This window comes from Alteromonas gracilis, from assembly GCF_043642145.1.
Classification (GTDB): Bacteria; Pseudomonadota; Gammaproteobacteria; order Enterobacterales; family Alteromonadaceae; genus Alteromonas; species Alteromonas gracilis_B.
The window spans coordinates 38,714-55,402 of record NZ_JBHZRZ010000013.1; the positions used below are offsets into that span (position 1 = coordinate 38,714).

A 16,689-nucleotide genomic window follows, 5' to 3' on the forward strand; every position below is an offset into this window, starting at 1 on the left:
AAACGCTTGCATTCCCGATATTTTACGCTTGTAGAACGCTAAAAAGTTAGTTGTTACTAACATAAATTTCATGCCAGATTGAGTGCTTGAAATACCACCAGATATTGGGTTGCATTACGACTAAAACCTCACTATCTTGTGCTTAATTCAGCACGCGATCCCAACCTTTAAATTCGGGATCGCAATGATCACAACCTAGCGAAAGCCTAACGATATTAATTCGATTAACGGCGGGTTGTGACAACAACCTCGCTGAAAGACAAAAAGAGTTAAAAATTTATAAGCTGTCTCTACTTTTTACTTTCGGTATTGGTTTAGGCCGCTTTTTGTGTGTGTTCTTACCTGGCGTGAGCCAGCAAAAACAAAGTACTCACAGTAAACAAATTAAAAATGAAAATGGGCGGTATGAAGCCCACGCATCAAGCGCTAACAGACAAACGGCCAGTAACATGAACAACAACTTATTCGTCACCAAACGCAACGGTGAAAAAGAAACCATCGACTTAGAAAAGATTCATAAAGTTGTCACTTGGGCAGCCAAAGGACTTAAAAATGTTTCTGTTTCACAAGTAGAGATAAAAGCACAAATTCAGTTTTACGATGGGATCAACACCAGCGAGATCCATGAAACACTGATCAAGTCTGCGGCAGACCTTATTTCTACCGACGCACCAGATTATCAATACCTTGCTGCGCGCTTAGCTATTTTCCACCTTCGCAAAAAAGCTTACGGCCAATTTGAGCCGCCTGCGTTGTTCGAGCACGTAGGCAATATGGTTGAAATGGGCAAATATGACAAGCACTTGCTTGAAGACTACACGCCTGAAGAGTTCGCAGAAATGGACTCTTATATTGACCATTGGCGCGATATGAACTTCAGTTACGCCGCGGTAAAACAACTTGAAGGTAAGTACCTTGTTCAAAACCGCGTATCTGGTGAAATTTACGAGAGTGCACAATTCCTCTATATCCTAGTAGCGGCATGCCTTTTCGCAAATTACGACAAAGCGACTCGTATGGACTACATCCGTCGCTTCTACGATGCGGCGTCAACATTTAAGCTGTCGCTACCTACACCTATTATGGCTGGTGTTCGTACGCCAACACGTCAGTTTAGCTCATGCGTACTTATTGAAACAGGCGACAGTCTTGATTCTATTAATGCGACAGCAAGCGCCATAGTAAAATATGTAAGCCAACGCGCGGGTATCGGTGTAAATGCGGGTCGCATTCGCGCACTAGGTAGTCCAATTCGCGGTGGCGAAGCTTTCCATACAGGTTGTATTCCATTTTATAAATACTTCCAAACGGCGGTTAAAAGCTGTTCTCAAGGTGGTGTTCGCGGTGGTGCTGCTACCCTTTTCTACCCTATCTGGCATATGGAAATTGAGTCGCTACTGGTGCTTAAAAACAACCGTGGTGTAGAAGAAAACCGTGTTCGTCATTTAGATTACGGCGTGCAGTTTAACAAGCTTATGTATCAGCGCATGATGAAAGATGGTTATATTTCATTGTTTAGCCCGTCTGACGTGCCTGGCTTGTACGATGCATTCTTTGCAGATCAAGAAAAGTTCGAAGAACTTTACGTTAAATACGAAAATGACGACAACATTCGTAAGAAGCAAATAAAAGCGATGGAACTGTTCAGCTTGTTTATGCAAGAACGTGCAAGCACTGGTCGTATCTATCTTCAGAATGTTGACCACTGCAATACACACAGTCCATTTAACCCAGAGGTCGCACCTGTTCGTCAAAGTAACCTTTGTCTTGAAATTGCGCTTCCTACAAAGCCGCTACAGCATGTAAATGATGAAAACGGCGAGATTGCGCTTTGTACATTGTCTGCCTTTAACCTAGGGGCTATTGAGTCGCTAGACGAATTTGAAGAGCTTTCGGATCTTGCCGTTCGCGCTCTTGATAACTTGCTTGATTACCAAGATTACCCTGTTCCGGCTGCATACAATGCAACAATGGGGCGCCGTACATTGGGTGTGGGCGTGATTAACTTTGCCTATTACCTTGCTAAAAACGGTGTTAAATACTCGGATCACAGCGCGAATGCCTTGGTACACCGCACGTTTGAAGCGATGCAATACTATCTGTTGAAAGCCTCAAACAACCTTGCGAAAGAAAAAGGTGCGTGTCCTAAGTTTAACGAGACCACTTATTCGCAAGGCGTTATGCCAATTGACAGCTACAAGAAAGATCTTGATAGCGTATGTAATGAGCCGCTTCATTACGACTGGGATGCATTGCGCGAAGAGATTAAAACACACGGTTTACGCAACTCAACGCTATCAGCATTGATGCCGTCAGAAACGTCTTCACAGATTTCTAACGCGACTAATGGTATTGAGCCACCGCGCGGTTTCATCAGTATCAAATCAAGTAAAGACGGCGTACTTAAGCAAGTAGTACCTGAATACGAAACGTTAAGAGACCAGTATGAGTTACTTTGGGACATTCCTTCAAACGATGGTTACCTACAACTTGTTGGTATCATGCAGAAGTTTATCGACCAAACTATCTCAGCGAATACAAACTACGATCCAAGCCGTTACGAAGGTAACAAAGTACCAATGAAGCTTCTTCTTAAAGATCTTCTTACTACTTACAAGCTTGGCGTTAAAACACTTTACTATCATAATACCCGTGACGGCGCATCTGATACGTCAGCACTTGACGCAAAAGCAAATGAACCAATGCCGCGTCAAGAGGAAGTGATTGTCGAGGAAGACGATGATTGTGCAGGCGGCGCGTGTAAAATATAAAACACGCCCTACTGTTTAAGTGGCAAGTGTGTAAAGGATATACCTGCACTTGCCATTAAAAGTTTCGCAGCAAGAACACAAACAATAATACGCGTTAATCATTAAGTTTTTAGTTAGGCCATCATGAAATACACTACGTTTAATCAGCAAAGTACAAATCCATTGATCGAGCCGATGTTTTTCGGTAACCCCGTAAACGTTGCACGCTACGACCAACAAAAGCATGCCATTTTCGAAAAGCTTATTGAGAAGCAAATTAGCTTTTTTTGGCGCCCGGAAGAAGTTGATGTGTCTCGCGACCGTGTTGATTTTCAAAAATTGACCGACCCAGAAAAGCACATCTTTATTTCAAACCTTAAGTACCAAACTCTGCTAGATTCGGTACAAGGCCGTAGCCCGAATATCGCGTTCTTGCCTATCATTTCTCTTCCTGAGTTAGAAACTTGGGTTGAGACATGGTCATTCTTTGAAACCATACACTCGCGTTCATACACGCACATTCTGCGTAACCTATTTTCAGACCCGAGCGAGATTTTCGAAGACATCGTTGTTAATGACGAAATTAAGCGCCGTGCAGCTGATATTTCTAAATACTACGATGACCTTATTTTTGCTACTCAGCTGTGGCAAACACAAGGCGAAGGTGTTCACACCGTGAATGGTACTGCGTACACAATTAATATGTACGAGCTTAAGAAGAAGCTTTACCTTTGCATGAACTCGGTAAACGCGCTGGAAGCGATTCGTTTCTATGTGTCTTTCGCTTGTACGTTCGCATTTGCTGAACGCAAGTTAATGGAAGGTAATTCAAAGATCATTCGTTTGATTGCTCGTGATGAAAACCTTCATCTGTCTTCAACACAGCACATTCTAAACTTGTGGGCCAAGGGTAAAGATGACCCTGAAATGGCGCAAATTGCAGAAGAATGTAAAGAAGAAGCTCGCGCCATCTTTATGAATGCGGTTGAGCAAGAAAAGCAATGGGCTGACTACTTGTTCCAAAACGGCTCGATGATTGGCCTAAACAAAGAAATTCTTTGCCAATACGTTGAGTACATTGCGAATCAGCGTATGTCTGCCATTGGTCTAGACACCCCGTTCGAGATAAGCAGCAACCCACTTCCTTGGATGAACAACTATCTGAATTCAGACAATGTTCAAGTGGCACCTCAAGAGTCTGAAATTAGCTCTTATCTTGTTGGCCAAATTGATTCTGCGGTAAGCGAAGACGATTTCGCTGATTTTGAGCTGTAAAAATACAGCTCAATGTGCAGTAAAGACAAATCACTCCACATCGACGTTGTCGATGTGGGGGCGGTTGTTGCCCCTTCCGATACAACCATCCTAAGCGCCCTTGAAGCGGCAAATGTTAATATTCACTACCATTGTCGTGAAGGCTTTTGTGGTGCGTGCAGAACAAAGCTACTACAAGGTGAAGTAGAATATATAACGGATCCCCTCGCCTTTATTGACGACGATGAAATTCTTCCTTGTTGCTGTGTCGCAAAGTCTGCTCTGAAGATTAAAGTGCCGCTATAGCGTTTAGATTGAGTGGCAAACTGCCCTCGTTCTTAAAGCCTCCCTTAATATTAGCACTGTGCCTTTTTCTAGAAACAGATCATTTTTCTATTGCATACAGGTCTTCATCTATTGACTGTATGCGTCTTTCAAGCACAGCTCGTGCATCGGATATTCCTTGGTTGTAAACCGCAGGACCGACTTTTTCAATTATGAAATCAAGCAAAAACTCTCCATCGAACTGCCCTAACTCTACGTTTAATTCAGAATCAAAATAATTTTGTAGCTCTCTGACAATGGTTTCTTTAATCGTTCTTTCTAGCGTAATGTTGCTCAAATCAACGTGCCCTCATTTTTCCATTTTTGCGAAATTTAATAATCCAGTTAAGCATTTACACGTAGCAATTTATCATCAATCAAACGTAAGGATAGTGTTATGAGTGAAATTTCTGGAAAAGTAGTCATTATTACAGGTGCAAGCAGCGGTCTTGGCGAAGCAACTGCTAAAATGCTGGCCAACAAAGGCGCTAAACTAGTATTAGGTGCGCGTAGAGAAGAGCGCTTGAAGAAGCTGGTTGACGACATAGAAAGCGCTGATGGCTCAGCCATTTATAAAACTGTAGATGTCACAAACAAAGATGAATTTAAACAGCTTGCTGACGCTGCAGTTAATGAATTTGGTCGCATAGATGTGCTAGTTAATAACGCAGGTTTAATGCCGTTGGCACCACTAGATGAATTAAAGGTAGACGAGTGGGACCAAATGATTGACGTCAATATAAAGGGGGTGATGTACGGTGTCGCTGCAGTGCTAAAAACGATGCGAGAGCAAAAAAGCGGTCATATTATTAATTTATCTTCCGTTGCAGGCCATGTAGTGTTCCCCGGCGCTACCGTATACTGTGCTACAAAATTCGCCGTTAAAGCCATCAGTGAAGGTATTAGGAAAGAATCTAATGGCCAGATTAGGGCCACAAACATTTCTCCAGGTGCTGTGGCCACAGAACTTACCGACCATATTTCTCATGAAGACTCGAAGCAAATGGCAGACGATATGTACGACGACGCTATCGACGCTGATGCCATCGCTCGTGCCATCACATTTGCCATTGAGCAACCAGGCGATGTCGACATTAATGAAATGATCATCAGGCCAACCAGCCAAGAGCTTTAAACGCATCATTGAACCAATCGCTTAGCCTGTAATTTAAAAAAATACAGGCTAAGTTATTTCTTTAACGTAGTACCTAAACGTCAAGCGCGTGAATGAAGATCGTGAACGCGCTATTTATATTTAGACGGTGGAACCTTGAACCAACTAACAAAAGCTCGACGAAAATTCGATGGGTCTGCATAACCTAGCTCTTCAGCCACCTGCCGTACACTCATTTTCCTAACATGTAATAGCTCGTAAGCCCGAAGTTTAAGAAAAGCATCACGTTCACACTTAAAGTTTGTCCCCTCTTTCAACAGTTGTCGATGCAGTGTTCGCTTACTCATATTAAGTGCAGAAGCGGCTTCGGTTAATGACGGGAACGCGTTAAGGTTTTTTTCGAAATAACAACGCAGTTTGCTTTTTACTTTGTCTTGAGACAATCGTTCTCTTTCTTTTTCACACAGCGCAACCGCATATTCATAGCTTACTGGATCACTTCCTTTTAGCGGTGCTGTCGCACTGCATTTGTCTAAAACTACGCTACACACGGGTTGAGAAAAACGATAGGTTATATCGCCACAAATTCGCTGTATAAGCGTCTCATCGAAATTAGGATAATCAAAAGAAAATTGCTTTATGATAGGACAATTACCCGCCTCTACAATGCTGCGTTGTAAATTGGCAAATGCCGCCGTTAGCGCATCGATAAAAAATCGATGAGACGCTTGTGTCCAGTATTCATCGAATACCGCTACCACTATCTCTTGTTTAGTTTCGCTAACCTTCAGAGTAATACCAGGGATAAGCAAGCTAATAAACCGTTGTACCAACCGCAGACTATCTAATCCTGTCGGGCTATTCATGATTGCAAGGCCAAAAGAACCATGATGGATGGGTTTAAGCGCATTACCAAGTAGTAGGCCAGGTGATGCAATTTCTTTGTCGCAAACAAGGTGAGATATCAAGGCATCAAACGTATCTGAAGGCATCACTGCGTTTGGAGTCGAAAGAGTTTGAATTTCTGCGTCCAACGCACAAAGACAGTCACTAAGTGAGAGTCCGAGCTCTGCCAATACATTACTAAATTGCATAATGTAAAAAGTGGGTACGTTACAAACCTGGCCGCTCATGTTGTTTACCCTGTGGAAATAGTCACGGTAAAAAGAGTAATGTAAAGACCTACCGTTGGCAATAAATGACCGAACTTTGGCCATTTATACGCTCTTGTAACGCGTTAAATTCTGTCACTCTATAACTTCGTAATTATGAGGGGATGACGGTGTGGCATTATCTTAAATTCTTTAATTTTTATATCGCCGTCTTGCTGGGCTTATCAGCGATATGGCTTGGTGGTGTTTACATCATTTATGGTTATCTGCTCTATCTTGCGTTTTATATTTTGGGTGACGCACTGTTAGGCGATGATGTTTCACAGCCGCCATTACTCAATCAACGATTGCTCAGATACATGCTGTATGGCGCCCTACCGATAAGTATAACGATATATTTGTCTGCACTATGGCTGGTATTGCCACTTCAAAGTGTAATAGGCCAGTGGATAACGCCTTTTCTTCCAATATTCTTAGTAGATGCCAGACAAAATACAACGTGGTGGCAAGTCGTCATTGCTATTCCTTTTTTAGGTTTAATGTTGGGCGGCGTTGCCACTGTTGTTGCCCACGAACTTGTTCACAAGGTAGGTAACCCCAAAGCAGTCATTATCGGAAGATGGCTACTGGCATTTAGCTTTGACGTTAACTTTTCTATTGAGCATGTATATAACCACCACACTAAAGTAGGCACGCCTGACGACCCTGCAACCGCTCCAAGGGGCCGCAATGTTTATGTTCATTTTGTAAAAGCATTTATTGGAACACAAAAAGCCGGATGGAAAATTGAAAAAAAACGCCTTACTCGTAAACAGTTATCAATCTTAAGCTGGCATAACGCTTTTCTTCGAGGCTGGCTTATGAGCGCACTTCTGCTTTCATTAGCTTACACTCTAGCCGGTGCCTTTGGCGCACTTATGTTCATTGCAGTAGGTTTAAGTGCGAAATTCACTCTCGAAGTGGTTAACTACATGGAGCATTACGGTCTTGTGCGCCACCCAAGACAACCTGTACAGCCGCGCCACTCGTGGAACTCAAACCGCCGTGTGAGTTGCTGGACTATGTTCAACTTACCACGCCATAGTCACCATCATGCGCAGGGCGCCGTTCCATTTGAAAAGCTCAAAGCGATGCCAGATTCTCCAGAAATGATTAGTGGCTATATTTCAACAATGGCGATCGCACTTATTCCCCCGCTGTGGTTTAAATTAATGGACAAAAAGTTAGCGCACTGGGATGCACACTATGCAAACAAAGAAGAGTTAGAAATAATTCAACGGTTGCAGGTCTCTAGAACTTAAAGGTGTTTTGTTTATACCACTGTATCAATAAAGGTAAATTGACTGATATGCACCATTTAATACACTTGACATAACTTACCAATAACAAAGTGGAATGTTTATGCATAAAGCCACCCTCTTTTCTGATTTTAAATGCAAGAGTCTTTCCTTAGACAATCGCATTGTTATGGCGCCAATGACGCGACAGTTTTCACCAAAAGGCGTACCAACCCCTGATGTTGCTGCATATTACAAACGCCGAGCTGAAGGCGGCACTGGCCTCATCATAACTGAAGGCACTACAGTAAACGACAGCGTCGCCACGATGGATGCAAATATTCCACAGTTTCATGGTGAACAAGCGCTCGGTGGTTGGAAAAAAGTTGTTGAACAAGTTCACAGCGTAGGTGGTAAAATAATGCCGCAGCTTTGGCATGTTGGAATGGCACGTGTTGCCGAAAAAGCCCCCTACCCCGAAATACCTAGCGCTGGCCCTTCGGGTTTATTTAAGCCTGGTAAGCAAGGCGCAGAACCAATGAGTGTTTCGCACATTGAATCAGTAATTGAGGCTTTTGCTCAAGCTGCATCTGATGCAAAAAATATCGGGATGGACGGTATCGAAATTCATGGTGCTCATGGATATTTGATTGATCAGTTCTTTTGGGAAGGGACCAATCAGCGCGACGATAACTGGGGTGGTAGCATGGAAAACCGTGGTCGCTTTGCGGTTGAGATTATTAAAGCTATCCGCGCATCAACTGGGCCTGACTTCCCAATTGTTTTGCGCTACTCACAGTGGAAGCAGCAAGACTATACAGCTAGACTCGCTACATCACCCAAGGAACTAGAGCAGTTTTTACTTCCATTAAGTGAAGCTGGTGTTGATATTTTTCACTGCTCACAACGCCGATATTGGGAAAGTGAGTTTGAAAATAGCCCGCTTAACCTTGCTGGCTGGACGAAAAAGATCACGGGGAAACCAACGATTACCGTTGGGTCTGTGGGATTGAACGATGACTTTTTTGGTGCATTTAAGGGCCAAGATTCTTCGACGCGTTCAGTCGACGATCTGCTTGACCGTTTAGATGCTGGTGAGTTTGATTTAGTCGCGGTTGGCAGAGCACTGTTGCAAGACCCAAACTGGGCGTTAAAAATAAAAGAAAATCGAACTGATGAGCTGGAAACCTATTCAGGCAAAGCCCTCGCAACGTTGTCTTGAGTAAAAAATTACTGTTATTAGCGTAACGATTGTTGCGCTAATGCTTTGCTAGAAAAGCTTCAAAGTCTGACTTCCCTAGAGGCTTTGCGATAAAAAAACCCTGAGCATAATCACACCCCATACCTTTCAAAATCTCAAACTGCTCACGAGTCTCAACACCTTCTGCAACAACCTTTATGCCTAACTTTTTAGCCATTACGATTATTGCTTCACAAAGGACCTTATCATTGTTGACATCGGTCATTGATTTAACAAAGCTCCTGTCTATCTTGATAATATCTGTTGGGAATTTTTTCAGATAAGAAATTGAAGAAAACCCTGTTCCAAAATCATCAAGTGCAATGTCAACACCTGCTTGCCTGAACTGAAAAAGCTTTTTTGTCACCATCTCATTGGCTTCCATCAATAAGCTTTCAGTGACTTCGAGCATTAGCGAGCGCGCTGAAATCCCCTTTTTCAGAAGCGTGTTAAGCCATTCAGTAATGTTCATCTCTACGTTGAAATAATGACTTGGCGATGTATTAATGCTGATTTGTAAATCGCTACTAAAATTCAACTGCCAGTGTTTTACGTTGGCACACACCTCGTTAAAAACCCAGTTGCTAACATCAATAATCAATCCCGATTCTTCCGCGAGTGAGATGAACTCATTAGGTGGCACTCTACCCTTTGTAGGATGCTGCCACCTTAGCAAAGCTTCTGCCTTTACAACTTCGCGAGTTTCAAAACATAAGATGGGTTGGTATTCTATAAACAGTTCATTGTTGTTGATTGCATACCGCAGATCGTTGAGAAGCGTTATCCTCTTAATAGCCGAAGACTGCATATCCTGGGTGTAATACTGATAACTGTTCTTACCTTGGTTTTTCGCGCCATACATTGCTTGGTCAGCATTTTTGATTAAGCTTTTCGCATCATTTGCATCATCAGGATACAACGTTATACCTAAGCTTGCACTGGTGTGTACTCGTTCATACTCCAGTACATAGGGTTCGTTAATCGAACCGAGAAGCTTTTCAACCACATGTTCAATTGAATTCAAGCTCTTTATGCCATTTAAGATAATAACGAATTCGTCCCCACCCAACCTAGACACCGTATCGTCTGCGCGCAAGCACTGTTTAATGCGCGCTGAACATTCAATTAATAACTTATCCCCCATGTCGTGACCAAGCGTATCGTTGATATCTTTAAAATTATCTAAATCGAGGAAGATTACAGCAACTTTGTCTTCGTCACGTTCTGAAGAACTCATTGCTAGCTGCAAATGCTCAAGCATAAGATTTCGGTTAGGTAACCCCGTTAAAGCATCGAAGTTTGCTTGACGCCAGATAAGCTGGCTAGCCTTTTCGCGCTCAATCGCAATGCTAGCAATATGGGCAAATTGTTCGATAAGCACCATTTTATCGGCAGTTGGCACCGCTTTTCCCTTATGGTAAATGGCAAAAGAGCCTATCACGCCACCATTAGCGCCATGAATTGGTTGAGACCAACACGAGCCTACACCGGCACGTGCTGCTAGCTCTCGCCATGGCTCCCAGAAAGGATGGGTTGAAATATCCTCAACAATTGTCGGCGCATTGATAGCCGCTGTGTTTCCGCATGAGCCCACGCCTACTCCAACTTCTACTCCATCTATTGCATCGTTGTAGAAGTCTGGTAGCGAAGGAGCGGCGCCTTTTCTTAGCTTTCCATCTTCTAACAGTAAGATACTGCAGATTTGCTCAGGATATTCTGTTTCAATGGCATACACGATATCATGAAGCACAGTATAAAGAGATTCAGCATTTACTACCCTCTCTAAAATAGCACTTCTCACACGTGTAATTTTTTGCGTTTGCGCTAAGCGGAGTTGATATTCTTCTAACTGGTTAGAAAGCGCGTTATATTCCTGTTTATGCAGCTCTGCCTCAGCAATCTTAGCTACACTTTCCAGTTCGGAAATTTGCTTTGATGAAAATGTCCTAGGCTTATCATCAAAAACACACAAGGTACCAACAGCAAACCCATCAATTACCAGCGGCACCCCCGCATAAAAGCGGATGTGTGGCCTACCCTGTACGAATGGATTGTTTTTAAATCGCGTGTCCTCTAGTGTATCTGGGACAATAAGTGTGGTTTGCTGTGCAACAGTATGAGCACAAAAAGCATCTTCTCTAGATGTTTCTGAAATATCTAGATTTATTGCAGATTTAAACCATTGTCTGTATTCATCAATGAGAGAAATGCTAGAAAAATTGCAGTCAAGGATACTACACACAAGTCGTGTGATTCTGTCGAATCGTTCTTCGGGCGGTGTATCAAGAATATCTAGACGTTTAAGCGTCCTAATCCTCTCTCGCTCGTTTGTGATTGGGGGTGGTGCACGCAAAATCCGCTCCTATAAAAAACGGCCTAATTGTACACTTCATTTATATAACAACTATTTTTATAAGGCCATAGCAAGTCGCAAAATCAAGCCATCTGTACGTAATTTCTACCATTTTCTTTAGCTTTATACAGCGCATCGTCTGCTTTTGAAAGTGCTGACTCTATAGACTCGTGTTCTTCGCTAATACAAAAAACACCAGCACTCACCGTAATATTAATAAGCTTTCCATCTATATCGAGTGGATTTTCACTAATTCGCTCTCTTAATTTGTCAGCCAATTTAAAAGCACCCGGGCCGTCGGTATCCAGTAATAATAAGGCAAACTCTTCTCCGCCAATTCGAGCAACACTGTCTGCATTTCGACACGACATTTTGAGAAGTTTTGCGACATGACAAATAGCTTTGTCGCCGACTTCGTGCCCGTAGGTGTCGTTAATTTGTTTAAAAAAGTCGATGTCAATCATTACCACTGAAACAGGGCGTTTGAGTCGGTGTTGTGTAGCAATAGCCTGCTCTGCAACAACATGAAATGCACGCCGGTTTAGTAACCCTGACAGATAGTCAAAATTTGCGTCATATTGTAGTTTTGTGGCAAATCGACTTACTTTTGACACCATGGGACGAAAAATAAAAAGTGCCTCAGCGAAGATAGTGAGAATAATAATACCCAATACAATGTTCTGTGCGTTCCTTAGAGCATTCACTTTTTCTAGGCTTTCTTTTTCATATTGCTCAACAATATTGTGAAGCGGTGTCAAAAGATCATTTTCTGCAAGTTGCAAAAACATTAAGCTTCCGCTCGAGAAATTTCCAGACACGAGGTCTCCGCTTTCCGATAAGGCTGCACTAATTTCACCTTCAAAAAGCCTAATTTTTTTATCTACATCGGCTGGTGGCATAAAATACAATTCAAAAAGCGCTGCCGACAGCGGACTCGGCTCATTTTTACCTATTGCTTCAAAGTGGGGGGCTAAGAGAAATCGATGGTTTTGCTTCATTTTCTCAATCGCTGCAATAGAAAGCCTTTTAGAGTTCTGTGAGCCAGTTTGTAGGAAGTCAACGGCGAACATGCTGGCCCGTTGAGAAAGCATTCTTTGTTGTCCACTGATGTTAAGAATTCTGCCTGTATAGTTTTGCTCTGTTATGACTTCATCTAACATTAAGAGAATAGCAAGTGATAACACTGCAATGACTGACAACGAAAAAACATAAGTGAGCGTCATTAGACGCCCGGGGTTTTTGATTACAATTGGCTCGTCAGCTTTCATCAATTGCTTCTCACAAGAAGTAGACCTATTCAAGTTAGCACTCTTGAGAAATACCAGTATTACCCTTTAGTCTAGAAGTAAAAGAAGAAAGCGCGACTTTCAAAAATTAGGGGTTGGGCAGATTAACTTTCTTTATTACAAGATAAATGCCGCCAAGCGTCATTATTGATGCTATCGCCATTTGTGTGCTGAGGTGTTCTGCTAGCATTATTCCACCCATAATTGCTGCAAGAACAGGAACACTTAACTGAACCGTCGCAGCGGTAGTCGATTTGATAAATGGCAATGTGCTGTACCAAATAGCATAGCCACAACCCGATGCGAAAATGCCGGAAGCAAGTGCATAAATCACACCTTTGCTATCCCATATAATAAGGTTTGTATTAAATAGTAGCAGTGCAATGATGAACACAATACAGAGCAATGATGCATAAATGAAATTGCCTGTGGTGGCCAATAACGCAAACTTATTTTTTTTGCCCAAAAGAGAATATATGCCCCACGCGATGCCCGCAGCGACCATGATGACGGCGGAGGAAAGCGAAGGCGTTGTAGCACTAGGCAAAAGCAACACAACTATTCCTAAAAACGCTAAAATAAAACCCACCCACTGATGTGATGTAAAGCGCTCACCACTTAATATCCCAACGAAAATCATCGTGAGTTGAACCGCACCAAATAGAAGTAATGCTCCAGTACCTGTCGACATTGCAATGTATGCGTACGAGAAGCAGATAGCATAAAGAAATAGTGTAATGCCTCCTAAGATGTTGGCATTTTTTTTAAGTCTCGAATACAAAACTTTATGTGGTGTTCTTAATGCAGTTTTACGCAATGAGAAAAAAGAAAGCAGAACCAATGCAATCGCCCCACTTGCTAGGCGCAGAACAGTAAAGGTAGCCGGGTCAATTGTGGTTTGCGCTAGCGCCATTCGGCACAAAAGCGAATTAGCAGCAAAAGCTACCATGGCAGTGGCAACTAATGAAATTGTCCTTATCAAGGTTATCTCTCCGTATTGAGTACGTCTACAATAAGTTGTGAACGCTTAATAAGCAATTTGGGCTAGTGCAAGTCCTCAAAATTGCAGTGTTAAAGATTTGAACACATTTCGTAGAGCACCACTCACTTTAACGATATTCTGAGTACAACGAAAAAGAGGACCGATAAGGTCCTCTTTAGTTTTTCAACAACTTCGCTGCTTCGCTATAGCGATAAGCCTAAACGTTCGGCCACTTCAATATAGGTTTCAACAACAGAGCCAAGGCCTTGTCTGAAGCGATCTTTGTCCATCTTCTTACGGGTTTCTTTGTCCCATAAACGACAGCCATCGGGCGTAAATTCATCACCCAAAACAATATTGCCATCTTTATCAACGCCAAACTCTAGTTTGTAGTCAACAAGCAACATACCCGCTTCATCAAACAACGATTTCAAAACGCTGTTCACTTTAAACGTTAGTGTCTTCATTTCAGCGATTTGTTCTTCCGTCGCCCAGCCAAATGACAATATATGATAGTCGTTGACCATAGGGTCGTGAAGTGCATCGTTTTTAAGGAAAAACTCGAAAATAGGTGGGTTAAGTTCTTTGCCCTCTTCCACACCTAGTCTGCGAACCAAAGAGCCAGCAGATAAGTTTCTCACCACACACTCAACAGGGATCATGTCGAGCTTCTTAACCAAAGACTCAGTATCAGAAACCAGCGCTTCAACTTGCGTTGCAATACCCGCTTCTTCAAGCTTTGTCATAATAAAGTGATTGAACTTGTTGTTTACTTCACCTTTGCGATCAAGCTGTTCAATTTTTTCACCGTCGAACGCAGAAGTGTCGTTTCTAAAGTGAAGAATTAGTTTATCGCTATCATCGGTGTAATAAACAGTTTTTGCTTTACCGCGGTAAAGCTCGTCGCGTTTTTCCATTCTCAGTCTCAGTTATATATCAAGGTTATCTTCTGACATGACCTCAGCAAATGCACTGTAAAGGTCGGAAACCTGATTTGCTTCAAACGGTACACTTTCATTATTCATGAAAGTAACTGACGTGCGTTCTGCACCCGCTTTTGCAACTTTCAAACGATAATCACCCTTTTTAAGAAGTTGTTTATCGCTTGAGAATAAACCATCCCACCAACTACCTTGGTCACCGTTGTAGGTAACAAATAGTAGGCCGTTTGATTTGTCTAAATCTTTAACATTGAAACCAAGCTTTCGAAGTACCAACAGCATTCTTGGCCACGCTACATCATATTTGGCATCTAAGATGTAAGCGGCATCGCCATCGGCATTGAAGCCCATTTCAGCATTAATACCTTGTCGAATACGCGCTATTCTTCGCGTTTCAGCTAACTGAATTTGATATTCGTAATGACCAATGACCTGATTAAGTACTTCAACTTCTTCTCGACGCTCTTCCATCGAAGAAACTTCTGAAACTACTTCATCACCCAACGTCTGTAAGTAATCTTTAAGCTCAACGGTTAACGCTGCACTTCTCCCGTGCGGTTTAACGGCAAGGCTGAATTCAAAACGCTCACCAATTTCACTTTCTTCATCAGTGAAACTATACCAAGGTCCTTCGATCTCTTTAGTAATGACAATCCAATCAGTGATTAGAATTTTTTCTTCAGGATCAAAGCTGTCAACACCAATTCCTTGTTCGTCTAAGAAGCTTAACAATGAATTCCAAATAGCCTGGCTAAGTGGTTGACTGTCATCAACTTGGTCGAACCAAATAGTGGCTGAGTTTTTACCTTCTTCAACGTGTGACCCTGTTACTAAAGGTAAAACTAATGCGGGCGATCTAACTACCAACGACTTACCTACAAGGCTTTCTTCAGCCCCTTCGCCTAGCTCAGGTACTGTAAACTCGCGAGAAAATTCAGGCGCATCTAGCTCGTCAGGAACTTCAATCAATTTTTGTTCTTTTGTTTTTAAGTATTCGTAGCTACCTGACGCGGTCTTTCTATCTAATTGGCTTGAACAACCTGCAAGTACAACCATCGCCACTGAACTTGCTATAGCCAGCGTTCTTTTCATCTGTATTCCTTATTACCCAGAAATCAATGCGTATTTTTTTAATAGTTCTTCGATACGTTTTTGGCTTGATAGTTCCGGTAAAACCATTGGTAAACGCATAACGGCGCTTTCCATCATGCCCATTTTGTATAATGCCCATTTAGGCATTACTGGATTTGGCTCAATAAACAGCTCGCTATGGAGCAATTCAATTGTTTCATCGATTTCTCGACACTTATCATAATTTTTATTGAGAGCCGACTCGCACATCTGTGCTATGGCTTTCGGCACAATATTGGCTGTCACTGAGATTACGCCATGTCCGCCCTCGCACATGAACTCACAGCTAGAGCCGTCGTCTCCGCTAAGCAGAACAAAATCATCGGGGACTAAAGATCGTGTTGCTTTAAGACGCGCAATTTCACCCGTTGCGTCTTTAAGACCAACAATGTTCTTATGTGTCGCGAGCTCAGCCACCGTTTCTGGAAGCATGTCTGCTACTGTTCGGCCCGGCACATTGTAAAGAATAACAGGTAACTCGCTGGCATCTGCAATGGCATTGAAATGCGCAACCATGCCGGCTTGCTGAGGCTTATTGTAGTAAGGCACTACACTCAAGAAGCCATCTATACCCGTAGAACCTAGCTGTTCTGTTAGAAAAATAGCTTCGGCAGTAGAGTTAGCGCCACTCCCTGCAATGATGGGGATTGCGCCTGACGCCATCGCCACAGTTTCTTTAACCACATTGATGTGTTCATCGAAAGGTAGGGTTGCTGACTCACCAGTAGTTCCAACCGACACTATTCCGTGGGTGCCCTGCTCTACATGAAACTTCACAAGTTTCTCTAAAGACTTGTAATCAATATCGCCGTTTTCGAACATCGGCGTGACGAGTGCTACGTAACTACCAGTAAACATAATCTCTCCGAAAAATGTGAGCGCACATGGTAAATATGTCGGTGCTTAAACACAAGTAATAGCGCAC

At 42.6% G+C, this 16,689-nt stretch carries 14 protein-coding genes; 6 read left to right on the forward strand and 8 right to left on the reverse strand.

Annotated features, from left to right (window positions below; genetic code table 11):
- Positions 1-449: 449 nt before the first annotated feature.
- From nrdA to yfaE, 3 genes are all read left to right on the forward strand, one after another.
- Positions 450-2,771 (forward strand): class 1a ribonucleoside-diphosphate reductase subunit alpha, encoded by a 2,322-nt coding sequence (gene nrdA, locus ACHUFN_RS18185; RefSeq protein ID WP_394224104.1) that lies wholly within the window; start codon positions 450-452, stop codon positions 2,769-2,771.
- Between the two features lie 123 nt (positions 2,772-2,894).
- Complete coding sequence (nrdB, locus tag ACHUFN_RS18190) at positions 2,895-4,025, forward strand: class Ia ribonucleoside-diphosphate reductase subunit beta (RefSeq protein ID WP_269916991.1); 1,131 nt, start codon at positions 2,895-2,897, stop codon at positions 4,023-4,025.
- 12 nt (positions 4,026-4,037) lie between these two features.
- Positions 4,038-4,310 (forward strand): class I ribonucleotide reductase maintenance protein YfaE, encoded by a 273-nt coding sequence (gene yfaE / locus ACHUFN_RS18195; RefSeq protein WP_394224106.1) that lies wholly within the window; start codon positions 4,038-4,040, stop codon positions 4,308-4,310.
- Between the two features lie 79 nt (positions 4,311-4,389).
- Here yfaE and ACHUFN_RS18200 read toward each other — a convergent pair whose 3' ends face one another.
- Positions 4,390-4,626 (reverse strand): DUF2164 domain-containing protein, encoded by a 237-nt coding sequence (locus ACHUFN_RS18200; protein ID WP_394224108.1) that lies wholly within the window; start codon positions 4,624-4,626, stop codon positions 4,390-4,392.
- 99 nt (positions 4,627-4,725) lie between these two features.
- Here ACHUFN_RS18200 and ACHUFN_RS18205 point away from each other — a divergent pair, with 99 nt between their 5' ends.
- Positions 4,726-5,463: an SDR family oxidoreductase gene (locus tag ACHUFN_RS18205; protein ID WP_394224110.1), complete on the forward strand. Its 738-nt coding sequence runs from the start codon at positions 4,726-4,728 to the stop codon at positions 5,461-5,463.
- Between the two features lie 110 nt (positions 5,464-5,573).
- On the opposite strand, the gene ACHUFN_RS18210 is transcribed toward ACHUFN_RS18205, so the two are convergent.
- Positions 5,574-6,575 carry an AraC family transcriptional regulator gene (locus ACHUFN_RS18210; RefSeq protein ID WP_394224112.1) on the reverse strand — a complete coding sequence of 334 codons (1,002 nt, stop codon included), beginning with the start codon at positions 6,573-6,575 and terminating at the stop codon, positions 5,574-5,576.
- Between the two features lie 149 nt (positions 6,576-6,724).
- Here ACHUFN_RS18210 and ACHUFN_RS18215 point away from each other — a divergent pair, with 149 nt between their 5' ends.
- Entirely contained in the window at positions 6,725-7,855 is a 1,131-nt protein-coding gene (locus ACHUFN_RS18215) for an alkane 1-monooxygenase (RefSeq protein ID WP_394224114.1), read from the forward strand.
- A 100-nt stretch (positions 7,856-7,955) separates the two neighbouring features.
- On the forward strand, positions 7,956-9,053 hold the full coding sequence (locus tag ACHUFN_RS18220) for an NADH:flavin oxidoreductase (RefSeq protein WP_394224116.1): 1,098 nt from the start codon (positions 7,956-7,958) through the stop codon (positions 9,051-9,053).
- Positions 9,054-9,090: 37 nt separating this feature from the next.
- Here the strand turns inward: ACHUFN_RS18220 and ACHUFN_RS18225 are convergent, their stop codons facing one another.
- From ACHUFN_RS18225 to dapA, 6 genes are all read right to left on the reverse strand, one after another.
- Entirely contained in the window at positions 9,091-11,424 is a 2,334-nt protein-coding gene (locus ACHUFN_RS18225; protein WP_394224118.1) for a sensor domain-containing phosphodiesterase, read from the reverse strand.
- An 83-nt stretch (positions 11,425-11,507) separates the two neighbouring features.
- Complete coding sequence (locus ACHUFN_RS18230) at positions 11,508-12,692, reverse strand: diguanylate cyclase (protein WP_394224120.1); 1,185 nt, start codon at positions 12,690-12,692, stop codon at positions 11,508-11,510.
- 106 nt (positions 12,693-12,798) lie between these two features.
- Positions 12,799-13,692 carry a DMT family transporter gene (locus ACHUFN_RS18235; RefSeq protein ID WP_394224122.1) on the reverse strand — a complete coding sequence of 298 codons (894 nt, stop codon included), beginning with the start codon at positions 13,690-13,692 and terminating at the stop codon, positions 12,799-12,801.
- A gap of 203 nt (positions 13,693-13,895) precedes the next feature.
- Positions 13,896-14,609 carry a phosphoribosylaminoimidazolesuccinocarboxamide synthase gene (gene purC, locus ACHUFN_RS18240; protein WP_394224124.1) on the reverse strand — a complete coding sequence of 238 codons (714 nt, stop codon included), beginning with the start codon at positions 14,607-14,609 and terminating at the stop codon, positions 13,896-13,898.
- Between the two features lie 12 nt (positions 14,610-14,621).
- Positions 14,622-15,725, reverse strand: a complete 1,104-nt coding sequence (gene bamC, locus ACHUFN_RS18245; protein ID WP_394224126.1) for an outer membrane protein assembly factor BamC — start codon at positions 15,723-15,725, stop codon at positions 14,622-14,624.
- 12 nt (positions 15,726-15,737) lie between these two features.
- The gene (dapA, locus tag ACHUFN_RS18250) at positions 15,738-16,622 is read right to left on the reverse strand and encodes a 4-hydroxy-tetrahydrodipicolinate synthase (RefSeq protein ID WP_394224128.1); all 885 of its coding nucleotides are present in this window, start codon (positions 16,620-16,622) and stop codon (positions 15,738-15,740) included.
- Positions 16,623-16,689 lie beyond the last annotated feature (67 nt).